General features: G+C 71.8%; 23 protein-coding genes. 9 read left to right on the forward strand and 14 right to left on the reverse strand.

Annotated features, from left to right (window positions below; genetic code table 11):
• Window positions 1–23 precede the first annotated feature (23 nt).
• On the forward strand, window positions 24–2,579 hold the full coding sequence (locus KBX46_RS10580; RefSeq protein ID WP_210792291.1) for a bifunctional GNAT family N-acetyltransferase/acetate--CoA ligase family protein: 2,556 nt from the start codon (window positions 24–26) through the stop codon (window positions 2,577–2,579).
• 9 nt (window positions 2,580–2,588) lie between these two features.
• On the opposite strand, the gene KBX46_RS10585 is transcribed toward KBX46_RS10580, so the two are convergent.
• The 4 genes from KBX46_RS10585 to sigB all read right to left on the reverse strand — a co-directional run bounded on the left by KBX46_RS10585 (window position 2,589) and on the right by sigB (window position 5,011).
• Window positions 2,589–2,996, reverse strand: coding sequence for a VOC family protein (locus KBX46_RS10585; protein WP_088946792.1), 408 nt, complete (start codon window positions 2,994–2,996; stop codon window positions 2,589–2,591).
• A complete protein-coding gene (locus KBX46_RS10590) occupies window positions 2,993–3,499 on the reverse strand; it encodes an SRPBCC family protein (RefSeq protein ID WP_210792292.1) in 507 nt (168 codons plus the stop codon). The genes KBX46_RS10585 and KBX46_RS10590 overlap by 4 nt, the downstream gene beginning before the upstream one ends.
• Entirely contained in the window at window positions 3,496–3,873 is a 378-nt protein-coding gene (locus KBX46_RS10595) for a helix-turn-helix transcriptional regulator (RefSeq protein ID WP_141908333.1), read from the reverse strand. Before KBX46_RS10595 ends, KBX46_RS10590 begins: the two co-directional genes overlap by 4 nt.
• A gap of 121 nt (window positions 3,874–3,994) precedes the next feature.
• Window positions 3,995–5,011: an RNA polymerase sigma factor SigB gene (sigB, locus tag KBX46_RS10600; RefSeq protein WP_370452985.1), complete on the reverse strand. Its 1,017-nt coding sequence runs from the start codon at window positions 5,009–5,011 to the stop codon at window positions 3,995–3,997.
• 231 nt (window positions 5,012–5,242) lie between these two features.
• Here sigB and KBX46_RS10605 point away from each other — a divergent pair, with 231 nt between their 5' ends.
• On the forward strand, window positions 5,243–6,031 hold the full coding sequence (locus KBX46_RS10605) for a sporulation protein (protein ID WP_210792390.1): 789 nt from the start codon (window positions 5,243–5,245) through the stop codon (window positions 6,029–6,031).
• Window positions 6,032–6,127: 96 nt separating this feature from the next.
• On the opposite strand, the gene dtd is transcribed toward KBX46_RS10605, so the two are convergent.
• From dtd to KBX46_RS10620, 3 genes are read right to left on the reverse strand one after another with little or no spacing between them, the layout of a single operon-like run.
• Window positions 6,128–6,550 (reverse strand): D-aminoacyl-tRNA deacylase, encoded by a 423-nt coding sequence (gene dtd / locus KBX46_RS10610; RefSeq protein WP_210792294.1) that lies wholly within the window; start codon window positions 6,548–6,550, stop codon window positions 6,128–6,130.
• 46 nt (window positions 6,551–6,596) lie between these two features.
• Window positions 6,597–8,081 carry a methyltransferase gene (locus KBX46_RS10615; RefSeq protein WP_210792296.1) on the reverse strand — a complete coding sequence of 495 codons (1,485 nt, stop codon included), beginning with the start codon at window positions 8,079–8,081 and terminating at the stop codon, window positions 6,597–6,599.
• A 34-nt stretch (window positions 8,082–8,115) separates the two neighbouring features.
• Window positions 8,116–9,117 carry a CPBP family intramembrane glutamic endopeptidase gene (locus tag KBX46_RS10620; RefSeq protein WP_210792298.1) on the reverse strand — a complete coding sequence of 334 codons (1,002 nt, stop codon included), beginning with the start codon at window positions 9,115–9,117 and terminating at the stop codon, window positions 8,116–8,118.
• A gap of 83 nt (window positions 9,118–9,200) precedes the next feature.
• On the opposite strand from KBX46_RS10620, the gene KBX46_RS10625 reads away from it, so the two are divergent.
• Window positions 9,201–9,791 carry an HhH-GPD-type base excision DNA repair protein gene (locus KBX46_RS10625; protein ID WP_210792300.1) on the forward strand — a complete coding sequence of 197 codons (591 nt, stop codon included), beginning with the start codon at window positions 9,201–9,203 and terminating at the stop codon, window positions 9,789–9,791.
• A 27-nt stretch (window positions 9,792–9,818) separates the two neighbouring features.
• On the opposite strand, the gene KBX46_RS10630 is transcribed toward KBX46_RS10625, so the two are convergent.
• Window positions 9,819–10,130 (reverse strand): hypothetical protein, encoded by a 312-nt coding sequence (locus KBX46_RS10630; protein ID WP_088951534.1) that lies wholly within the window; start codon window positions 10,128–10,130, stop codon window positions 9,819–9,821.
• A 13-nt stretch (window positions 10,131–10,143) separates the two neighbouring features.
• Window positions 10,144–10,431 (reverse strand): hypothetical protein, encoded by a 288-nt coding sequence (locus KBX46_RS10635; protein WP_088946797.1) that lies wholly within the window; start codon window positions 10,429–10,431, stop codon window positions 10,144–10,146.
• 104 nt (window positions 10,432–10,535) lie between these two features.
• Here KBX46_RS10635 and KBX46_RS10640 point away from each other — a divergent pair, with 104 nt between their 5' ends.
• Complete coding sequence (locus tag KBX46_RS10640) at window positions 10,536–10,895, forward strand: DUF3099 domain-containing protein (protein WP_172861971.1); 360 nt, start codon at window positions 10,536–10,538, stop codon at window positions 10,893–10,895.
• A gap of 54 nt (window positions 10,896–10,949) precedes the next feature.
• On the opposite strand, the gene KBX46_RS10645 is transcribed toward KBX46_RS10640, so the two are convergent.
• Both KBX46_RS10645 and KBX46_RS10650 read right to left on the reverse strand, forming a co-directional pair.
• Window positions 10,950–11,849 carry a carbohydrate kinase family protein gene (locus KBX46_RS10645; RefSeq protein ID WP_088946798.1) on the reverse strand — a complete coding sequence of 300 codons (900 nt, stop codon included), beginning with the start codon at window positions 11,847–11,849 and terminating at the stop codon, window positions 10,950–10,952.
• Window positions 11,846–12,781, reverse strand: a complete 936-nt coding sequence (locus tag KBX46_RS10650; protein WP_210792301.1) for a pseudouridine-5'-phosphate glycosidase — start codon at window positions 12,779–12,781, stop codon at window positions 11,846–11,848. The genes KBX46_RS10645 and KBX46_RS10650 overlap by 4 nt, the downstream gene beginning before the upstream one ends.
• An 88-nt stretch (window positions 12,782–12,869) precedes the next feature.
• Between KBX46_RS10650 and KBX46_RS10655 the strand changes: the two genes are divergently transcribed.
• From KBX46_RS10655 to KBX46_RS10665, 3 genes are all read left to right on the forward strand, one after another.
• Window positions 12,870–13,088, forward strand: a complete 219-nt coding sequence (locus tag KBX46_RS10655) for a DUF3039 domain-containing protein (protein ID WP_088946800.1) — start codon at window positions 12,870–12,872, stop codon at window positions 13,086–13,088.
• A 40-nt stretch (window positions 13,089–13,128) separates the two neighbouring features.
• Window positions 13,129–13,791 (forward strand): trimeric intracellular cation channel family protein, encoded by a 663-nt coding sequence (locus KBX46_RS10660; RefSeq protein ID WP_210792303.1) that lies wholly within the window; start codon window positions 13,129–13,131, stop codon window positions 13,789–13,791.
• 180 nt (window positions 13,792–13,971) lie between these two features.
• Entirely contained in the window at window positions 13,972–15,705 is a 1,734-nt protein-coding gene (locus KBX46_RS10665; protein ID WP_210792304.1) for a DEAD/DEAH box helicase, read from the forward strand.
• Between the two features lie 801 nt (window positions 15,706–16,506).
• Here KBX46_RS10665 and KBX46_RS10670 read toward each other — a convergent pair.
• Together KBX46_RS10670 and KBX46_RS10675 are read right to left on the reverse strand one after the other, a co-directional pair.
• Window positions 16,507–16,740 carry a hypothetical protein gene (locus KBX46_RS10670; RefSeq protein WP_030489368.1) on the reverse strand — a complete coding sequence of 78 codons (234 nt, stop codon included), beginning with the start codon at window positions 16,738–16,740 and terminating at the stop codon, window positions 16,507–16,509.
• A gap of 245 nt (window positions 16,741–16,985) precedes the next feature.
• Window positions 16,986–18,575 carry an RNA polymerase sigma factor gene (locus KBX46_RS10675; protein ID WP_141908338.1) on the reverse strand — a complete coding sequence of 530 codons (1,590 nt, stop codon included), beginning with the start codon at window positions 18,573–18,575 and terminating at the stop codon, window positions 16,986–16,988.
• 288 nt (window positions 18,576–18,863) lie between these two features.
• On the opposite strand from KBX46_RS10675, the gene KBX46_RS10680 reads away from it, so the two are divergent.
• Window positions 18,864–19,685 (forward strand): inositol monophosphatase family protein, encoded by an 822-nt coding sequence (locus KBX46_RS10680; RefSeq protein ID WP_210792306.1) that lies wholly within the window; start codon window positions 18,864–18,866, stop codon window positions 19,683–19,685.
• Window positions 19,686–19,709: 24 nt separating this feature from the next.
• Here KBX46_RS10680 and KBX46_RS10685 read toward each other — a convergent pair whose 3' ends face one another.
• Window positions 19,710–20,225 carry a LytR C-terminal domain-containing protein gene (locus KBX46_RS10685; protein WP_210792392.1) on the reverse strand — a complete coding sequence of 172 codons (516 nt, stop codon included), beginning with the start codon at window positions 20,223–20,225 and terminating at the stop codon, window positions 19,710–19,712.
• 433 nt (window positions 20,226–20,658) lie between these two features.
• Here KBX46_RS10685 and KBX46_RS10690 point away from each other — a divergent pair, with 433 nt between their 5' ends.
• A complete protein-coding gene (locus tag KBX46_RS10690; protein ID WP_007075406.1) occupies window positions 20,659–20,955 on the forward strand; it encodes a DUF4193 domain-containing protein in 297 nt (98 codons plus the stop codon).
• Window positions 20,956–21,009: the final 54 nt, after the last annotated feature.

Here is a 21,009-nt window from a genome sequence, read left to right on the forward strand (position 1 = left end):
CGGGCCAGGGGAGGGCCACGCCGGTGACGACCGTGAGCCAACCGGTGGACGTGCTGCTCAGCGACGGCAGCACCGTCCAGTTGCGACCGATCGACCCGTCCGACGCGCCGGGCATCGTGGCGATGCACAGCCGCTTCTCCGAGCGCACCCGCTACCTTCGGTATTTCTCGCCGTACCCGCGCATCCCGGAACGGGATCTGATCCGGTTCGTCACCGTCGACCACCGCGACCGGGAGGCGTTCGTGGTGCTGGCCGGCGACCAGATCGTCGCGGTCGGCCGTTACGAGCGGCTCGGCCCGCAGGCCCCGGAGGCGGAGGTGGCCTTCGTCGTGGAGGACGCCCACCAGGGCCGGGGCATCGGCTCGGTGCTGATGGAGCACCTGGCCGACGCGGCCCGGCGCAACGGGATCATGAGCTTCGTCGCCGAGGTGTTGCCGGCCAACGGGACGATGCTGCGCGTCTTCGCCGACTTCGGCTACCAGGTCCAGCGCGAGTACGCCGACGGTGTGGTGCACCTGAGCTTCCCGATCGCGCCCACCGAGGCCACGCTGGAGGTGCAGCGCGGCCGGGAACACCGAACCGAGGCCCGTTCCATCGCCCGGCTGTTGGCCCCACGTGGCATCGCCGTCTATGGCGCCAGCGCCACCGGTCAGGGCGTCGGCGCCGCAGTGCTCGGGCACCTGCGCGACGGTGGTTTCACCGGCGTGGTGGTGCCGGTGCATCCGAGCGCGTCGACAGTGGCGGGGCTGCCCGCGTACCCCTCCGCGGTTGAGGCCGGGGCACCGGTGGACCTGGCGGTGGTGGCGGTCCCGCCGGAGGCGGCGACCGCTGTGGTCGCCGACGCCGCCGCCGCGGGGGTGCACGGCCTGGTCGTCATCTCGGCCGGCTTCGCCGAGGCCGGCGCCGAGGGCGCGGCCACGCAGCGGGCGCTGGTCCGCGCGGCGCACGCCGCCGGCATGCGGGTGGTCGGCCCGAACTGCCTGGGCGTGGCCAACACCGACCCGACGGTACGCCTCAACGCCACCCTCGCCCCGGCGCTGCCGCCGGCCGGTCGGGTGGGCATCTTCAGCCAGTCCGGCGCGTTCGGGGTGGCGCTGCTGGCCGAGGCGGACCGGCGCGGTCTGGGGCTGTCCAGCTTCGTCTCGGCCGGCAACCGGGCCGACGTCTCCGGCAATGACCTCCTCCAATACTGGCAGGACGATCCCGGCACCGACGTGATCATGTTGTACCTGGAAACCTTCGGTAACCCGCGTAAGTTCGCCCGGCTGGCCCGGCGGATCGGCCGTGCCAAACCGGTCGTGGCGCTCGCCTCGCCGGCCCGCCCGGTCGGGGTCGGAGACACCGCAGGCCCGGACGAGGTGGCGGTGGCCGCGCTCTTCGCCCAGTCCGGGGTGATCCGGGTGGACACCGTGCCGGAGCTGCTCGACGTGGGTGTGCTGCTGGCCAACCAACCGTTGCCGGTCGGCGGACGGGTCGGTGTGGTCGGCAACTCCTCGGCCCTGACCGGGCTGGCCGCCACCGCCTGCGTCGGGCACGGCCTCACGGTGGCCGACGGTCATCCCCGCGACGTCGGGCCGAGCGCCGGTGCCGCCGAGTTCGCCGCCGCTCTCGAGGAGACGGCCGCCGACGAGGGGGTGGACGCCCTGGTGGTGGTCTTCGCCCCGCCGCTGCCCGGGCAGCTGACCGATGTGGACGCCGACGTGACCGCCGCGCTGCCGGCCGCCCTCGCGCTGGGCAAACCGACAGTGGCGACGTTCCTGGTCGGCCGGCTGCCGCCGGGAGTGCCCGCGTACGGGGGCGTGGAGGAGGCGGTGCGGGCACTCGCCCGGGTGCACCGGTACGCCGAGTGGCTGCGCCGCCCGCCCGGGCTGGCACCCGAGCTGCTCGGCATCGACCGGGCCGCCGCGCAGGCCGCGCTCCGCGCCGACGGCACCGACCCGGGTGCGCTGCTGGCCGCGTACGGCATCGACGTGGTGGCCTCGGTGCCCGTCGACTCGGTCGGCGCGGCCGTGGACGCGGCGACGCGGCTGGGGTTCCCGGTGGCGCTGAAGGCGGCGGACCCCGGGCTGCGGCACCGGGTCGACCTCGGCGCGGTCCGGCTCGACCTGCCCGACGAGCCGACCCTCCGCCGGGCGTACGCCGAGCTGGCGGCGACCTTCGGCGCGGACGTGCTGGTCCAGCCGATGGTGCCGCCCGGTGTGGCCTGCGTGGTGGAGTTGGTGGAGGACCCGGCGTTCGGGCCGGTGGTCGGCTTCGGCCTCGGCGGGGTCGCCACCGAGCTGCTGGGCGACCGGGCCTGGCGGGCGGTGCCGCTGACCGACCGGGACGCGGCCGAGCTGGTCGACGAGCCCCGGGCGGCGCCGTTGCTGCGGGGGCACCGGGGCGCCGCGCCGGTCGACCGGGCGGCCCTGGCCGACCTGCTGTTGCGGGTCGGTCAGCTCGCCGACGAGCAGCCCCGGGTGCGGTCACTGACCCTCAACCCGGTGCTCGCCCGCCCGGACGGCATCTCGGTCCTGCACGCCCAGGTGCGCGTCGGCGGTGTGGTTGCCCGCCCGGACACCGGCCCCCGCCGCCTGTGACGGGGGCGGTCAGGCGCGGCTGGAGATCTGCTGGACGGCCCAGGCGTTGCCGTCCGGGTCGGTGAAGAAGACGAAGCCGACATTGTCCAACGGGTGCGGCGTGGGGCTTGGGCTGGCACCCAGCACCTGGACGTCGCTGACCTCCACGCCACGTTCGACCAGCTCCGCGTGGGCCCGCTCGATGTCGGGCACCACCAGTTGCAGACCCTTGAGCGACCCCGGTGGCATGTCCGGGACGGCGCCCTTGCCGATCACGATCGAGCAGCCGGAGCCGGGCGGGGTCAGCTGGATGATGCGCGCCTCGTCGCCGATCACGGTGTCGTGGTCCACCACGAAGCCGAGTTGCTCGGCGTAGAACTTCTTGGCCCGGTCCAGGTCGGTGACCGGCACGATCACCACTTCCAGCGTCCAGTTCATGGTTGCTCTCCTCGTATCGTCGTTGTGGAACGCAGCAGGTCGGCGAGCCGCGTGTAGCTCTGCCCGACCCCCCGGGTCATCGGGTAGCGCAGCACGGTGTCCCGCCCCTCCGTGGTGGCGTAGCGCAGCGTGGTGGTGACCGTCGTCCGGCCGGCCAGTTCGGTGAACTCGTGGCCGACCAGCGTCTCGCCCGGGTAGGACTGGTCGTCGAACAGCTCGGTGCAGACCAGCCGGTGCGGTGGCTCGATCTGCCGGTAGACCCCAGCCTGGACCATCCGCTCGCCCTCCGGGCCCTGCGACACGAACCGCCACCGCCCGCCGACCCGCAGGTCGACATCGCACTCCACCAGCCTCCAGCCGCGCGCGCCGTACCACCGGACCAGCAGCTCGGGTCGGGTGAAGGCGGCGAACACCAGACGTGCCGGTGCCTCGAACAGCCGGCTCAGCACGATCTCCCGATCACCCGGGGTGTGGACGACGAGCGGGTCGTCGACGCTGCTCACCCGCGCGATCCGTCCGGTCGGGAGCGTCGACGGGCGGAGTCGGTCTGGTCGACGGCCTGGAGTTCGTCGAGCAGCGCGTCGAGGCGCTGATAGCTCTCCGCCCAGTAGTCGCGGTAGTCGGCGAGCCAGGCTGTCGCCTCCCGCAGCGGCCGGGCCTCCAGGCGGCAGGGTCGGCGCTGGGCGTCCCGTCCCCGGCTGACGAGGCCAGCGCGTTCCAGCACCTTGAGGTGCTTGGAGATGGCCGGTTGGCTCATCGCGAAGGGTGCTGCCAGCTCTGTCACTGTCGCCTCCCCGGCCGCGAGCCGGGCGAGGATGGCCCGTCGGGTCGGGTCGGCCAGTGCCGCGAAGGTCGCGTCCAGCAGTTCGGTGCCCACCACGTATAACCTCCTGGTTTCATAACCAAATGGTTTCTACCGTGGATGGTGCCACCGGTCAAGAACCCCGACAGCATGGAAGGCCCCGGCGAACCGCCAGGGCCTTCCATGAGCAGGTGCATCAGCAGGCGTACGACTCCAGGCGCTGAGCCCGCTCCGGCGCGCGCAGCTTCAGCAGCGTCACCTTCTCGATCTGCCGGATCCGCTCCCGGGACAGACCGAACTCCCGACCGACCTCGTCCAGCGTGCGCTGCCGGCCGTCGTCGAGACCGAACCGGAGCCGGATGACCGCCTGCTCCCGCTGGGACAGGGTGGCCAGCACGATGCTCACCTCGTTGCGCAACTCACCCTGGGCGGCGGCGTCGCCCGGCTCGGTGCGCGGGTCCACGGAGGCCACGAAGTCGCCGAGCGCGCTCTCACCGTCGTCGCCGACGGCCTGGTCCAGGCTGACCGGCTCCCGGTCGTAGGAGATCAGCTCGATGACCTGGATCTCGGGGATCTCCAGGGCGCGGGCCACCTCGGCGACAGTGGGCTCGCGGCCCAGCGTCACCGCCAGCTCGCGGCGGGCGCGAACCATCCGGTTGACCTGCTCGACCATGTGCACCGGGATGCGGATCGTGCGGGCCTGGTCGGCCATCGCGCGGGTGATCGCCTGCCGGATCCACCACGTCGCGTACGTGGAGAACTTGTAACCCTTGGCGTAGTCGAACTTCTCCACCGCCCGGATGAGACCGAGGTTGCCCTCCTGGATCAGGTCGAGGAACGCCATGCCACGGCCGGTGTAGCGCTTGGCGATGCTGACGACCAGCCGCAGGTTCGCTTCCAGCAGGTGGTCCTTCGCGGCCCGGCCCTCCGCGACGATCAGCTCCAGGTCGGCCCGCAGCTCCGCGGAAACCGGGGTGCAGGTGGCGAGCTTCTCGTCGGCGAACAGGCCGGCCTCGATCCGACGGGCCAGGTCGACCTCCTGCGCGGCGGTCAGCAGCTTCGTGCGGCCGATCCCGTTGAGGTACGCCCGGACCAGGTCGGTGGAGATGCCACGCTCGTCGGTGGCGTCCAGGTCGGTGAGGACCTCGGAGGTCCCGTCGGTGTCGGTCGTGGTGGCCGGGCGCATCCGGTGTTCCGTCATCTGAAGGGCCATCTCTGTCTCTCCCCGTTTCCACGTCTGTGCCGTGTCTCCGGCCCAGTGGTGCCGGTGTGCACACAGCTTGGCGGTCGGGGCGTAAAACGGGAGTGAGGCGATCGGGCACCCGACAGGAATCAGGTCGGATCTCTGGTGCGGTGTGTCGTCCCCGTGTGCGGTTGCCCGCCCCGACTACGTTGCGGACGGCCGGTCAGCTCGGGTCGGCGACGACGAAAGATGGAGGACGGCGTGGTCTTCAAGCGGCTCATGAAGGCGATGGGGGTCGGCGGCCCATCGGTGGAGACGGTGCTGGCCAACCCGAACTGCCGCCCGGGCGGCCAGCTGGAGGGCCGCATCCAGGTGGTCGGCGGCGACCACCAGGTCGACATCGACCACGTGACTCTCGGTCTGGTCACCCGGGTCGAGGTGGAGAGCGGCGACAACGACTACGACACCACTCAGGAGTTCCGCCGCCAGCAGATCACCGGCGCGTTCCGGCTGGAGCCGGGGCAGCGCCACGACATCCCGTTCCGCTTCGACGTGCCGTGGGAGACACCGGTCACCGAGCTGTACGGGCAGCACCTGCACGGCATGACGATGGGCCTGCGTACCGAGCTGGAGGTCGCCCGCGCCGTCGACAAGGGTGACCTGGACGCCGTGTCGGTGCACCCGCTGCCCGCGCAGGAGCGACTGCTGGACGCGTTGCTGCGACTGGGCTTCCGGTTCGCTCGCGCCGATGTGGAGCGTGGGCACATCTACGGCGTACGACAGACGTTGCCCTTCTACCAGGAGATCGAGTTCGGCCCGGCGCCCCAGTACGCCCGCTCGATCAACCAGTTGGAGGTCACCTTCATCGCCGACGCGCAGCAGATGCAGGTGGTCCTGGAGGTCGACAAGCGCGGCGGCGTCTTCACCGAGGGGCGGGACGCCTTCGGCCGGTTCACTGTCGACCACGCCACCGCCGACCGCACCGACTGGACCGCCGAACTCGACAACTGGCTCCGCCAGTCCCTGTCCCGCCGAGGCCTCTTCTCCTGACCCCAACCCCTTGGCGCCCTCCCCGTTGATCAAGAGGTTTGCGTCATGGAAAGGCCGAACTCTGACGCAAATCTCTTGATCACCAACGGGGAGGGGCTAGAGGTCCAGGAGGAGGGTTCGGGGGCCTACGTTGGTGCTTTCCACCAGCATGTGCGCGCGGAAGCGGCCGGTTTCCACAGGGGCGTTGCGCTGGCGCAGCGCGTCGACGACGGCGGTCACCAGTGGTTCGGCCACCTCGGCGGGGGCGGCTGCCGTCCAGCTTGGACGGCGACCCTTGCGGGCGTCCCCGTAGAGGGTGAACTGGCTGACCACCAGGATCGGCGCGCCGGTGTCGGCGGCAGACCGCTCGTCGTCCAGGATGCGCAACTCGTGCACCTTGCGGGCCATGATCTGAGCGGTCTCCGCGGTGTCGGTGTGGGTCACCCCGAGCAGCACCAGCAGGCCGTTCTCGATTGCGCCGACCACCTCGCCGTCCACTGTCACGCTGGCCCGCCCGACGGTCTGCACCACCGCACGCATCAGCAGCCCGCCGCAACGCCGGCAGCCGGCGCAGAGCATGCCCGCGTCACGCGGTCACCGCCTCGATGAAGCCGCGCTCCACCAGGTGCGCCACGATCGGGCCCGCGGCCTCGGCCATCTCGTCGGGCTCGACGTCGTGCGCGGCGGCGAGCAGGGCGAGCTGGTCGCGCAGCGGTAGGCGGCCGTCGGCGCCACCGACCAGGGCCAGCACCAGCGGGTCGATCTCCTCGGTCCAGCGCAGGCCGTGCGGCATCGCGAGGACCTGCCGGTCCACCCCCCAGCCCTCGTCACCCATGGTGGCCTCCTGGCGCAGTTGGAGGCCCTCGGCGGCCCGGTAGCGCTCGGCGAGCAGCGCTTCGGTGTCGCGTACCCGCAGAAAGTCCTGGCGGTCGAACCAGGCGGCCACCTGGTCGCCCAGCGGCGGCTGCACCCGCTGGCGCAGGTCCTCCACCCGGACCACCGGGTCGGCGTGCCCACCCCGTCGCAGCGACACGATGCCGAAGCCGATCCCCTCCACCTTGTGCGCGTCGAACCAGTCGAGCCAGGCGGCCATCCGCTGCGGGTCGGTGGTCTCGCCGGCGTCGGTGAGCCACAGGTCGACGTACGCCATCGGGTCGGCCACCTCGCGCTGGATGACCCAGGCGTCCAAGCCGGTCCCGGAGAACCAGCCGGCGACCCGCTCGTCCCACTCCTCGCCGGCGACGTGCACCCAGTTCGCCAGGTACTGCATGGTGCCGCCCTCGGTGAGCAGGCCCGGGGCGGCGGCGGCCAGCTCGGCGCCGATCGCGTCACCGACCCGGCCGGAGTCACGGTAGACGTGCGTGGTGGTGCCCGGGCCGACCACGAACGGCGGGTTGCTGACCACCAGGTCGAAGCGCCGGCCGGCAACCGGGGCGACCAGGTCGCCGCGCAGCAGCTCCCAGTCCTGACCGTTGAGGGCGGCGGTGGTCGCGGCGAAGCGCAGTGCCCGCTCCGAGAGGTCGGTGGCCGTCACCGAGTCGGCGTGGGTGGCCAGGTGCAGGGCCTGGACGCCGGAGCCGGTGCCGAGGTCCAGCGCGCTGCCCACCGGTCGGCGGATGGTCGCACCGATCAGGGTGTGGGTGGCCCCGCCGATGCCGAGCACGTGCTCGGCGTGCAACGGGCGACCCGGTCGGGCACTGGCCGGCACGTCGGCGAGCACCCACCAGTCGTCGCCGTACGGCTCCAGGTCGACGCCGGCACGCAGCCCGTCGCCGTACCGCTCGACCAGCCCACCGGCCAGCGCCTCCTCCAGGCTCAGCGGCGCCAGCGCGGCGGCCACCAGCGCTTCCGGCTCGGTCTGGTCGCAGATGAACACCCGGATCAGGGTGCCCAGTGGGTCGCCGTCCTCGGTGGCGCGCAGCGCGGCCCGGTAGTCGTTGCGGGCGACGGCGGTGGTCGCCTGGGCGCCCAGGCGCTCGGCGATGCCGTGGCTGGTGAAACCGGTCCGGGTCAGCGCGTCGCGCAGCGCGTCGACGCCGGCGGGGGAGAGCAGCATGTCGTGTTCGTCCACCCCGACATCCTGCCTGCCGTCGCGGAGAAAGCCGTCACCACCCGCGAGATTCGACAGCGACCTCCGGCCGCTTCAGCTCCGCACCGGTCGGGGCCGAGGGCCCGCCGGGCACCGCCACGACCAGGTCCGGCGGTACGACCGTCGCCAGCCCTCGACGTGCGGCCATCCGGTCGACGACCAGGGCGTACGCGGACAGCACCAGCACGTCGACGAGGACGAGCTGCCATGGGGCGTCGGCCATCGTCTCGTCGGCGCTGAGCCCGCCGAACGCCGCCGCCAGGGTGAACGCGGTCAGATTGTTCACCACGTGCAGCGCGATCGCGGCCTCGAGCCCGCCGGTTCGCACCGTCAACCAGCCGAACAACGCGCCCATGAATGCCAGGTCCAGGAAACCCCAGATCGTGCCCCAGCCGTGTGCTGCGGCGAAGAGCACCGCCTGAAGGGCGATCGCGGGCCAGGGTGAGCGGAGATACGCGCCGACGGCCTGTAACAGCCAGCCCCGGAAGGCGTACTCCTCCGCGGCGGCCTGGAATGGCACCAGCAGCAGGACCATCAGCAGGCCGGCGGCGAACTCCGGCCCACCCACCCACGTGTCCGCCGGGGCGAGCACCGAGCTCTCGCCGGTCAGCCCGAGCAGCAGGTCCGCGCCGAACAGCATGACGATGATCAGCGGCGTGGCGATCAGGAGGCAGCGGCCGAGCCAGTTCCACCGCAGCCGGCCGAGCACCGACGAGAGCGTGCCGGCGGGCCGACGCTGCACGAGCCAGGCCGCGCCGAACAGAAGTGGGAGTAACAACGCCAGCGAGGCGATCAGCAGTGCGGCGTCCGGAATCGGGCCGAAGGTGGGAAGCCCGTCGGCGTCGTACGGGCGGTTGGTGAGCTCGGCCACGACGGCGGCGACGCCGAAGAGCAGGCAGAGGACCACCACCGCCGAGACAACCAGCGCGACGGTGCCGACGAGGGGCTGCCACCAGCGGTGCCGGGCAGTGCGGCCGAGCCGGTGGTACGGGGAACCGGGCGGGGCGGTCCAAAGCATGTCGTCGAGCGTGGCAGACGAGCGCCAGGTGTCGCGAGACGATCGGAGCGTCGGCGTCCACCCGGATCGGTGGGCCAGGCAGGATGGTCCGCATGACGCTAGTGCTGCCCATCGACCCAGAGGCCAACCGGTTGCTGGAGCGCAGCCCACTGGCCCTGCTCATCGGGATGACCCTGGACCAGCAGGTGCCGATGGAGAAGGCCTTCTCCTCGCCGTACGTGCTGGCGCAGCGGCTCGGCCACGAACTGGACGCGGTCGAGCTGGCCGGGTACGACCCGGAGGCCCTGGTCGCGCTCTTCGCCCAGCCGCCCGCACTGCACCGGTTTCCGAAGGCGATGGCGGCCCGGGTGCAGGAGGTCTGCCAGGTCCTGGTGGAGCGCTACGACGGTGACGCGGCGCTGCTCTGGGCCGACGTCGCCGACGGGCCGGAGCTGCTGCGCCGGGTCTCCGGGCTGCCCGGCTTCGGCAAGCAGAAGGCGCAGATCTTCGTAGCTCTGCTCGGAAAGCGGTTCGGGGTCACCCCGCAGGACTGGCGGACGGCGGCCGGCGGGTACGGCGACCCGGGCGCGTACCGGTCGGTGGCCGACGTCACCGACGCCGACTCGTTGCGCCGGGTGCGCGAGTACAAGCAGCAGATGAAGGCAGCGGCCAAGGAGAAGACCGCCGGCGGCTGACGCGACCGGCCTGGTGGGGGCTGTCGCTCAGGCGGCGGTGGGGTGCGCCAGCGAGGCCAGCGCGCGCCGGACGTCGGCCAGTGAGACGGTCGCGGAGTCGTCCAGGTCGGCGAGGCCGGCCTCGATCCACTGGCGCATCAGCGTGGTGACCCCGATGCCTCGGGCGTCGGCGGCGGCCCGCACCCGCTCGTACGTCTCCAGTGGCAGCCGGACCGACCGGCTCACCATCGGCACGTCGGTGTCGGGGGCGGGGAGGTCCACCCCCGGGCCCTCGTCGATCAGCTCGGCGATGCGGTCGTCGCCGCTGTGGAACTGCTTGGTCGCGTCGTTTCGGTGCATCGTCACGGCCTCCTCATCGGCGAGATCTCCGCACGGCCTCGTCGTAGCGCTTGGACTCGGCGTCGCTCAGCTCACGAGCGGAGAGGATGTCCCAGTCGTTGTCGGTGCCATCGGCCTCGGCGAGCAGCACCGCCAGTCGGCGGCCCCGACGGGCGGCGGCGTAGACCACCATCACGTCGTCACCCAGATGGCGGATCACCCGTCGGGCGCTGTGCAGCGCCTCCCAGACTTCCCCGGGTGTGACGTCGTAGACCCTCAGGTTGGCCAACGCCTCGTCGGTGAAGCTGAACCTGCTGCCCACGCCAGGCAGCGTACCACGCACGTAACACGCGGCGGGATGAGTCGAAGTTCGCTGATCACGGCCCTGCGGTGACAGGATGAGGCGTAACCCCCTCGAGGAGGTCCATGGTGAAGCGTCAGGCGTACCAGCCGATTCTGATCACCGACGCCTCGCGCAGCCAGGGTGACCAGCTCACCAGCCGTCAGCGCCGCTACGTCCTGATGATGGGCATCCGGGTGGCCTGCATCATCGCCGGCGCGATCCTGGTCGGTGCGAACGCCCCGCTGCTCTGGCTCTGGCTGCCGTTGTGCGCCCTCGGCATGGTGCTCATCCCCTGGCTGGCCGTGCTGCTGGCCAACGACCGGCCGCCGAAGGAAGAGCACCGGCTGGCCAACAGGTTCCACCGCCGGCACACGGACGACACCCCGCCGATGAGCCTCACCGCCGAGGAACGCCCGCACAAGGTCATCGACGCCGAACCCTGACCCGCGAACGGGCCAGGGTTCGAGCACTCGGGAGCCGCGACCGTGCGCCGACGACTACGGCTGCGGTCGTGCGCCGACGGTGGAGACGGCCAGCGCCCCCAGATCGGTGGCGCGGCTCAGCGCCGCGGCCGGGGTGGCACCCGCGAGCCAGGCGGTGAGCAGGCCAGCCGCGAAGGCGTCCCCGGCCCCCGTGACATCCACCACGGCAACCCGCCGGGCCGCAGCCACGCGGACCGCCGCGGTGCGGTCGACCCAGACCGCGCCGGCCCCGCCGCGCTTGACCACGACCCGCCGGGCCGTCGCCGACAACGCCCGCCCCTGCGCCGCCGGGTCCAGCCCACCGGCGAGCACGGTGGCCTCGTCCGCGTTGACCAGCAGCAGGTCGACGTCGCGTACCCAACTCAGGAACGCCGCCGCGCCCACTCGCCGCAGCGGCGCCGCGGAGGCCGCGTCGACGCTGGTGGTGAGCCCACGCTCGCGCGCGGCGGCCAGCGCCCGCAGCCCGGCGTCGCGCGACCCGGCGTCCAACAGGGTGTACGCGGACAGGTGCAGATGCCCTGCGTCGGGCACCGCCGCGAGGGCCCGCTCGACGTGCGCGCCGGTCAGCCGCAGGTTCGCGCCCCGCTGGCTGACCATGGTGCGCTCGTCGTCGGTGGCCAACACGATCACCGTGCCGGTCGCCACGCCCTCGACGCGTTCGATCGCGCAGTCGACACCCGCCCGCTCCAGCTCGGCCACCCGGTCCCGTCCGGCGTCGTCGTCACCGACGGCGCCGACGAGCGTGACGTCCACCCGCTGCGCCGCTACCCAGGCGGCGGTGTTGGCCGCCTGACCGCCGCCGCCGATGCTGATCTCAGCTCCGGTGTCCGAGCCGGCCGCGAGCGGCCCGGACAGCACGGCGACCACATCGGTGATCACGTCACCGACGACGACCATCCGGGCCGGTCGGGTCATGCCGAGGCGGTGGTGCGGCGGGCCGCTGCGGCGACCGCGATCCGCGCGGCCAGGTCGGCGTTGCGCAGGATGATCCGGACGTTCACCGCCAGGCTCGCGCCCTCGGTGGCCGAGTGGAAGTACGACAGCAGGTACGGCGTCACGGCCTTACCGGTGACCCCGTCCCGCTCCAGCAGGGCCAGGCCGTCGGCGAGCGTCCGGTCGTGCAGCTCCGGGTCGAGCTGCTCCTCGACCGGCAACGGGTTGGCGACGAGCAGTCCGCCGGTGTGCACGGCGTGCTCGTCGCGGGCGGCGAGCACGGCGGCGACCTGCTCCGGCGAGTCCACCGACCAGTCCAGGTCGAAGCCGGCGTCGGTCAGGTAGAAGCCGGGGAACCGGCGGGTGCGGTAACCGACCACGGCGACCCCGAGGGTCTCCAACCGCTCCAGCGTCGCGCCCACGTCGAGGATCGACTTGACCCCGGCGCAGACCACTGCGATCGGAGTCTGGGCCAGGGTGCCCAGGTCCGCCGACTCGTCGAAGGTGTGCGCTGCCTCCCGGTGCACCCCACCCAGCCCGCCGGTGGCGAACACCCCGATCCCGGCCGCGGCGGCCACCGCGCTGGTCGCGGCGACGGTGGTGGCGCCGTCCGCGCCGGTCGCCGCCGCCAGTGCGAGGTCGCGGACGGAGAGCTTGGTCACTCCGTCGACGGTGGCGAGGCGGGTCAGCTGCGCGTCGTCCAGACCGACCACCAGCCTGCCGCTGATCATGCCGATCGTCGCCGGGACAGCCCCGGCGTCCCGGACCGTCTGCTCGATCTCCCTGGCCACCCGCAGGTTCTCCGGCCGGGGGAGGCCGTGCGAGACGATGGTGCTCTCCAGGGCGACGACGGGCAGGCCGTCGCGCAGGGCTTCGGCGACCTCGGTTCCGTAGCTGATGCGAAAGTCATTCACACGAGCACGGTACGGGGTGGGGCCACGGCCGGCCTCAAGTGGACCCGGCCGTGATGACCTGCCAAACTTGTCGGTTGGAGGTGCAGACGTGAGCACAGAGGTTCTCGAGCGTCCGGAGCTGAAGGACGCCGACACCGGTCCCGAGATGTTCCACTACGTCCGCAAGGAGAAGATCGCCGAAAGTGCCGTCATGGGCACCTACGTCGTCGCGCTCTGCGGCGAGACGTTCCCGGTCACCAAGGCGGCCAAGCCGGGTTCTCCGGTCTGCCCCAAGTGCAAGGAGATCTACGACTCGTACCGCGAGTGAACCTCGGCCGGTGCTCCGGCCGGCGACGTAGCCTGCGGCGGTGACCACCTCCACCGCCCTGCTCCTCGCCGACCTGACCGGGGTGGCGGTGTTCGCCGCATCCGGGGCGTCGGCGGCGGCGGCGAAGCGACTGGACCTGTTCGGCGTCGCGTTCGTCGGTTTCGTGGCCGCCCTCGGCGGCGGGATCTTCCGGGACCTGGTCATCGACGAGGTGCCGCCGCTGGCCTTCGCCGACTGGCGGTACGCGGCCACCGCCGCGATCACCGCCCTCGCCGTCTTCTGGCTGCACCCGCAACTGGCCCGACTGCGCACCACCGTCCTGGTGCTGGACGCGGCGGGCCTCGCACTGTTCACGGTGACCGGCACGCTCAAGGCACTCGACGCCCGGGTGCCAGCGGTCGGTGCCTGCCTGATCGGCATGCTCACCGCCATCGGCGGCGGGCTCGGCCGGGATCTGCTCACCGCCGAGATCCCCGTCGTGCTGCGTCGGGAGATCTACGCCCTCGCCGCGCTGGCCGGCTCGGTGCTGGTGGTGCTGCTCTACGTGACCGGTCAGACCGGGCCCGTACCGCTCACCGCCGCTGCCGCCCTGGTCTTCGGGCTACGTCTGATCGCGCTGCGTCGGCGCTGGTCCGCGCCGGTGGCGACGCTGCGCCCGCCGCGTGCCGATGGGGCGGATCCCCGCGCCGACCGGGAGTGGTGAGGCCATCCGCGCCAGGGTGGCGAATGTGACCAGCGTGGCGTCGCCTGGGCCGTGGGGCTCGCGCTGGTTATGCTGAGTCGGCCTTCGCGGCAGCTTCTGCGCGGAGGCGTTTTCATGGGCGGCGGTCATCGTGGCCCTCGCCCCGGGTCCGCCGTCGTGCGGTCGGAGAGGAGCTTTCGCGTGGCAGCCCGGACGCCGGTGCTCGAGACGTTCCCGGCACTACGCGCCTGGCAGCGCAAAGCCCTGGTGGAATACCTGCGTCGGCGCACCGAGGACTTCACAGCGGTCGCCACGCCGGGCGCCGGCAAGACCACCTTCGCCCTGCGGATCGCGGCCGAGCTGCTCGGTGACGGCACCGTGGAGGCGGTCACCGTGGTCGCCCCGACCGAGCACCTGAAGAACCAGTGGGCCGACGCCGCGGCCCGCGTCGGCATCCAGCTCGACGCCGCGTTCCGCAACGCCGACGTGCACTCCGCAGCCGACTTCCACGGCGCGGTGGTCACCTACGCCCAGGTGGGCATGGCACCGCAGGTGCACCGGCGGCGCACCATGACCAGACGCACCCTGGTCATCCTCGACGAGATCCACCACGCGGGTGACTCCCGGTCCTGGGGAGACGGGGTGAAGAACGCCTTCGACCCCGCCGTACGCCGGCTGATGCTCACCGGGACACCGTTCCGCTCCGACGACAACCCGATCCCGTTCGTCAGCTACGAGCGGGGCGGAGACGGGCTGCTGCGCTCACGCGCCGACTCCGTGTACGGCTACTCCGACGCCCTGCGCGACGGCGTGGTCCGGCCGGTGCTCTTCCTGGCGTACTCCGGGGAGACCCGTTGGCGGACCAATGCGGGGGAGGAGCTGGCCGCCCGCCTCGGTGAACCGATGACGCAGGATCTGGTGGCGCAGGCGTGGCGTACCGCCCTGGACCCGGCCGGGGACTGGATGCCGCAGGTGCTGCGCGCCGCCGACGCCCGACTGACCGTGCTGCGCAACGCGGGCATGGCCGACGCCGGTGGTCTGATCATCGCCACCGACCAGCAGACCGCCCGCTCGTACGCCAAGCTGATCGAGCAGTTGACCGGCGAGAAGGCCGCCGTGGTGCTCTCCGACGACCAGGGTGCGTCCGCGCGGATCGCGACGTTCGCGGCGTCCGACCAGCGATGGCTGGTCGCGGTGCGGATGGTGTCCGAGGGTGTCGACATCCCCCGACTGGCGGTCGGCGTCTACGCCACCAGCGCCAGCACGCCGCTCTACTTCGCCCAGGCGATCGGCCGGTTCGTGCGAGCCCGACGGCCAGGTGAGACCGCGTCGGTCTTCCTGCCCAGCGTGCCGCACCTGCTCGGCCTGGCCAGCGAGATGGAGACCGAACGGGACCACGTCCTCGGCAAACCCAAGGAATCCGACGGGCTCGACGACGATCTGCTGGAACGGGCGCAGCGCGACGACCAGGCCAGCGGCGAGTTGGAGAAGCGGTTCGCCGCGCTCTCGGCCACCGCCGAACTGGACCAGGTGATCTTCGACGGCGCGTCGTTCGGTACCGCGGCCCAGGCCGGCACCCCGGAGGAAGAGGAATACCTCGGCCTGCCCGGCCTGCTCACCGCCGACCAGGTGTCGCTGCTGCTGACCAAACGGCAGGCCGCACAGCTCGCCGCCCAACGCCGCCGTACCGCCGACGGGGCCGCTCAGCCGGCCTCTGCGCCCACGGCGGCGCCACCGGCACCCATGAGCGCCGCTCAGCGTCGCGTGGCGCTCCGGCGCCAACTGAACGCCCTGGTGGCCGCTCGCCACCATCGCACCGGCCAGCCGCACGGCAAGATCCACGCTGAGCTGCGCCGGCTCTGCGGCGGCCCTCCGAGCGCCCAGGCCACCATCGAGCAGCTCGAGGAACGCATCGCGACCGTCCAGACCCTCTAGACCTGCCGCATCGGTGTTGCCTGCGGCCGAGGTTCTGCGGTCGAGGCCTGCGGTCGAGGTCTGTGGCCGTGCTTGCTTCCGGCGTGATCCACTCGGTTTCCTTGAAAACGCGGTCTTCGAGCGCGGAGGAAAGCGCGACTTCCGTGAAATCGAGTGGATCACGGGCTGGCCTGGGGTGAGACCGAGGTTTACGTGCCCGGAACGCCCGCGGGTGCCTCTGCGGAGCGTCCTACTTCAAGATCGCGCAGTAACCGGGATGTAGTGGCATCGGCGCGTCGATGAGGCAACTACATCCTGGTTCGAGCACGATCTTGGGCGCGGGGCGCGGGGCGCGGGGCGCGGGGCGCGGGGCGCGGGGCGCGGGGCGCGGGGCGCGGGCGCGGGCGCGAAGATCCGCACAGTTTCGGGGATATTGCTGCCTCGCGGGCGCCGGAGGCAGCAACTTCACCGAAGTAGTGCGGATCTTGGCGGCACTCCGGCGGCGTGCGTTCCTGGGCCGGCGCGGGCAAGCGCGCGGGCGGGGCAAGCGGAACGGAGGGCGGGGCAAGCGCACGGCATGGGCGGGTGAGCGCACGGCATGGGCGGGGCAAGCGCGGGGCGGGCAAGCGCCGGGCGGGGCGAGCGCGCGGGGCGCGGGGCGGGCAAGCGCCGGCGCGGGCGGGGCAAGCGCGGGGCGGGGCAAGCGTAGGCGCGGGGCGAGGGCGGTGGCCGGGCCGGGGCGGGCCGGGGTGGTTTGGGCAGCGAAAAGCCGGCCGGAGACACCCTCGGGGTGCCTCCGGCCGGCTATGTCGGTTTGCGGATTTAGTTCGCCATCAGATCGGCGCCACGCCAGCTGAAATCGGGCTCCGTCGCGAACCGCTCGGTGATCTTCACGAGATCCTCCGCGTACTTGTTCGCATGGTGCCCGCAGAACACCAGCTCGCTCCCACCCGTCAGGGTGATCCGGAGCTTCCCGGCAGCATTGCAGCGGTCGCACCGTTCATCGGCGGCTGGGGGAGCCGCCGTCACGGGCGGCGGCGTGAGGGTCGGGGTCATCGCCTTCCTCCTCTGGTCGTCACCGATGAACAATCTCTTCGGTCGTTGCTCACCTATGGTGCAACACCCTTACTAGGCACTGCCTTCCCTGTGTGCCCGCGGGGGACCGAGGTCACACCTGGCAGGGACAGTGTGCCGTGCACCCAGGGTGCCACGTCAACGATCACATTCGTGCATCCGGACGATCACCATCTGGTGTTGCACACCAGGTGGTCAAAACGACACGTTCGGTTGACGAAACCCGCTCAGTCCAGGTAATCCCGGAGGACCTGCGACCGGGACGGGTGACGCAGTTTGGACATCGTCTTGGACTCGATCTGCCGGATCCGCTCCCGGGTCACCCCGTAGACCTGGCCGATCTCGTCCAGCGTCCGCGGCTGACCGTCGGTCAGGCCGAAGCGCAGGCGTACCACACCCGCCTCACGCTCGGAGAGCGTCTGCAGCACCTGCTGGAGCTGGTCCTGCAGGAGCGAGAACGAAACCGCGTCCACCGCGACCACGGCCTCGGAGTCCTCGATGAAGTCACCGAGTTGGCTGTCGCCCTCGTCGCCGATGGTCTGGTCCAGTGAGATGGGCTCCCGAGCGTACTGCTGGATCTCCAGCACCTTCTCGGGTGTGATGTCCATCTCCTTGGCCAGCTCCTCCGGAGTGGGCTCGCGGCCCAGGTCCTGGAGCAGCTCACGCTGTATGCGGCCAAGCTTGTTGATGACCTCGACCATGTGCACCGGGATGCGGATGGTGCGGGCCTGGTCGGCCATCGCGCGGGTGATCGCCTGCCGGATCCACCAGGTGGCGTACGTGGAGAACTTGTAGCCCTTGGTGTAGTCGAACTTCTCCACCGCGCGGATCAGGCCGAGGTTGCCCTCCTGGATCAGGTCGAGGAACGCCATGCCACGGCCCGTGTACCTCTTGGCCAGCGACACCACCAGTCGGAGGTTTGCCTCCAGGAGGTGGTTCTTGGCCCGCTCGCCGTCACGGGAGATCCAGCCCAGGTCACGGACCATGTCCCGGACGAGCTTCTCCTCGCCCTCGTCGGCCGCGCGCAGCCGCTCGGCGGCGTAGAGCCCGGCCTCGATCCGCTTGGCCAGCTCCACCTCCTGCTCGGCGTTGAGCAGCGGAACCTTGCCGATCTGCTTCAGGTATGCACGGACCGAGTCGGCCGAGGCGGTCAGCTCGGCGTCGCGCCGGGCCTGCTTGAGGGCCTCGGACTCCTCGTCGTCCCACTCGAAGTCGTTGTCGGTCGCCGAGGCGGCGGCGTCGGTCTCGGCGGCCTGGGCCAGCTCGGCCGGCTCCTCGACCACCACGTCCTCGATGGCGGCGGCCAGCTCCTCCGGGTCGATCTCACCCTCGGCGCCCTCGCCCTTGGCCTTGGTGCCGGCCTTGGCGCCAGCGGCGGCGACCGTGGCCTTGGTGGCCCGGGTCGACTTGGTGGCCTTCGCCGGCGTCGCACCGCCCTCGGCGGGGGTGGCCTTGCGGGCGGCCACCTTGCGCGGGGCAGGCGCGGACGGCGCGTCGTCGGAGGCGGGCGCCTGCTTCGGGGCGGGCGCCGCGGCCTTCTTGGTGGTCTTGGCAGTGGTGGCCCGGGACGCCGGCGTGGTCGAACGGGCCGCGGCGACGCGGCGGCGGGTGCTCGCCGAGCCGTCCACCACCACGGTCACTCCCGCCTCGGAGAGCGCCCGCAGAATCTTCTTGGCCTGGGCCGGAGTCACCTCGGCGGACTCGACGGTGCGCGCGAGCTGGGCCGACGTGAGCTGACCACCGGCGCTCTGCGCGTGGGCGATCAGGGTGTCGGTGAGCGAGCGAACGTCGGCGCCGGTCTGGCGGGGTTCTGTCACGAATGACCTTCCGGAGGCGAAGAGCGGGCACGGCCGGGTTGTCCGGCACAGCGTGGGGCAACCGGGCCGGGCAGTGTGGTTGAGGGACCCCCGTGTCCCGGACCGGCCGATGGTCGGCGGTCCGTGGCGCGTGGGCAGGGGTGAATTGTAACGCCGTCTGCCGCGATCTTCCTGCGCCGCACTGCTTAACGGCGGTGGGACCGCCGATTCGGCGCTGATGTGGACTTTGTAAGGATGATACTCGCGCGGGGCGCGGAACGCCCCGGTCGCGTGGAAGGGGACGTTGGGATGGACCGTTCGGCGCCGTCACCTCGGGAACTTTTGGCGGTCGCGCTGGGCGTCGCGCGCGATGCGGCGGCCACCGCGTACCGGATGCGGGTCGAGGGTGTCTCGGTGGCGGCGACCAAGAGCACTGTCACCGACGTGGTCACCGCGGCGGACCGGGCGGTCGAACGGCAGGTGCTCGACACGCTGAAGCAGTTGCGGCCGGACGACGCGGTGCTCGGCGAAGAATACGGCATTCGGGACACCGGGCCGGTCGCGCCGGGCGGGGTGCGCTGGATCATCGACCCGATCGACGGCACCGTCAACTACCTCTACGGGCTGCCGTACAGCGCGGTGTCGCTGGCCGCCGAGGTGGACGGGGTGGTGGTCGCCGGCGTGGTGCGCAACGTGAGCACCGGCGAGGAGTGGACGGCCACGGTCGGGGGCGGGGCCTGGCGCGACGGTGTCCGGTTGCGCTGCTCCGGCGAGACTGACCTGGGGCAGGCGTTGGTCGGCACCGGCTTCGGCTACGACGCCGGACGCCGCACGCACCAGGCCCAGGTGGTGGCTGGGCTGATCGCACACGTCCGGGACATCCGTCGGCTCGGTGCCGCCGCGCTGGATCTCTGCCTGGTCGCGGAGGGTCGGCTCGACGCGTACTTCGAGAAGGGCCTCGCGGCCTGGGACCTGGCGGCCGGCGGGCTGGTGGCCGCCGAGGCGGGCGTGCGTGTCGCCGGCCTGGCCGGTGGGCCGCCGGGGCCCGATCTGGTGGTCGCGGCCCCGCCCGCGCTCTTCGGGCCGCTGCACGACCGGCTGGCCGAGCTGGATGCCGCTGGCGGGCCCTGAGCGGCCGTCAGGGCGGTCAGGCCGTCACTTGGCGACGGGGGACGGGCAGGAGCCCTTGGGTGCCCGTGGCGCGCCGATGTCGCCGAGGGACTGGTTGACCTCGGTCGTGGTGGCGAGCTGCTGGAAGCCGTTGCCCAGCACCACGTCCACGACGTCGTCGGTGCGCTTCGGGTCGTAGCCCGGCACGGCGTTGTTGAGGAAGTACGCCTGCAGCAGGTGCGCGGAGCCGACGCCCTTCGGGCCGTAGCGCAGCACTGCCACGTCGTCGATCTCCTTGGGGTCGTTGCCGACCTTCTTCACCTGGAACTTGCGGTTGCGGAAGTCGTCCGCGACGCTGCCGGCCCGGCCGGGCTCTTCGGTCGTGTTGAACACGTTGATCTTGACGTCCTTGGGTTCGTGCAGTGTCACGTCGGCCAGCGGCCAACCCTCCGGGCAGCCCTCGGCCGTGCCCGCCTTCCCCTGGGTGTCCCGGATGATCGCGGTGACCACGAACGCCAGGGCCAGCACCCCGAGCAGGCCGACGACGACGAGTGCTCGCACTCGCGCAAAACTCATCTGGGCACTCCCGGGACCTCAGGTGGGTGGCGGCAGCCGGCAACGATCAGACTGGCCGCCGGCCGTCGAATACGCCGCTGAGGTTAACGGTTGTCCGGCCGTCGCGTGGAAACAGCCCGACATGCCGGCGCGCCGACCGCGAACCGGGTACTACTACCCCTATCTTCGTGTCGCCTGAATCACATTGGGAACAACTTCGCGTGCGGGGGCGTACATCTCAGCCGCAAGGGCGGTATACATGCCTCGCCCAAGGGGGGGTAAGGTTCCGCGCTCGCAGGGGAGTCGCCCCAGCGAGCTCGACCCGTTCGGTCCTCGGGTCGGGTGCCCGACACAAGTGGTGGCCGGCCAGCGGAACCGAAACAGCGTCGTCCGGCGTTACAACCGGAAGCGACAACATCGATATGGGAGAGTGAAACCGATGGCCACCGACTACGACGCCCCGCGTCGCGACGAGGTCGACCTCGGCGAGGACAGCCTGGAAGAGCTCAAGGCACGGCGCGTCGACTCACAGTCGGGCGCGGTGGACGTCGACGAGGCCGAGGTGGCCGAGAGCTTCGAGCTGCCCGGTGCCGATCTGGCCGACGAGGAGCTCACGGTCAAGGTGCTTCCGATGCAGCAGGACGAGTTCCGGTGCGCCCGCTGCTTCCTGGTACATCACCGTAGCCAGCTGGCAGTCGAGCGTAACGGCGAGTTGATCTGCCGCGAGTGCGTCTGACAACCACGACACCGGCGGCGGCCTCCTGAACGGGGCCGCCGCTGCTGGTGTAGG

Origin of the sequence: Micromonospora sp. C81 (assembly GCF_018070425.1) — a bacterium.
Classification (GTDB): domain Bacteria; phylum Actinomycetota; class Actinomycetes; order Mycobacteriales; family Micromonosporaceae; genus Micromonospora; species Micromonospora zamorensis.

What these genes read in the sequence shown, in the direction of transcription:
- KBX46_RS10645 (WP_088946798.1), bottom strand. Translation starts at nt 11,849, where the DNA reads ATGACCCGACCGGCCCGGATGGTCGTCGTCGGTGACGTGATCACCGAT.
- KBX46_RS10670 (WP_030489368.1), bottom strand. Translation starts at nt 16,740, where the DNA reads ATGACCCCGACCCTCACGCCGCCGCCCGTGACGGCGGCTCCCCCAGCC.
- KBX46_RS10680 (WP_210792306.1), top strand. Translation starts at nt 18,864, where the DNA reads ATGGACCGTTCGGCGCCGTCACCTCGGGAACTTTTGGCGGTCGCGCTG.
- sigB (WP_370452985.1), bottom strand. Translation starts at nt 5,011, where the DNA reads ATGGCCCTTCAGATGACGGAACACCGGATGCGCCCGGCCACCACGACC.
- KBX46_RS10585 (WP_088946792.1), bottom strand. Translation starts at nt 2,996, where the DNA reads ATGAACTGGACGCTGGAAGTGGTGATCGTGCCGGTCACCGACCTGGAC.
- KBX46_RS10625 (WP_210792300.1), top strand. Translation starts at nt 9,201, where the DNA reads ATGGTCCGCATGACGCTAGTGCTGCCCATCGACCCAGAGGCCAACCGG.
- KBX46_RS10690 (WP_007075406.1), top strand. Translation starts at nt 20,659, where the DNA reads ATGGCCACCGACTACGACGCCCCGCGTCGCGACGAGGTCGACCTCGGC.
- KBX46_RS10640 (WP_172861971.1), top strand. Translation starts at nt 10,536, where the DNA reads ATGGTGAAGCGTCAGGCGTACCAGCCGATTCTGATCACCGACGCCTCG.
- KBX46_RS10620 (WP_210792298.1), bottom strand. Translation starts at nt 9,117, where the DNA reads ATGCTTTGGACCGCCCCGCCCGGTTCCCCGTACCACCGGCTCGGCCGC.
- dtd (WP_210792294.1), bottom strand. Translation starts at nt 6,550, where the DNA reads ATGCGTGCGGTGGTGCAGACCGTCGGGCGGGCCAGCGTGACAGTGGAC.
- KBX46_RS10630 (WP_088951534.1), bottom strand. Translation starts at nt 10,130, where the DNA reads ATGCACCGAAACGACGCGACCAAGCAGTTCCACAGCGGCGACGACCGC.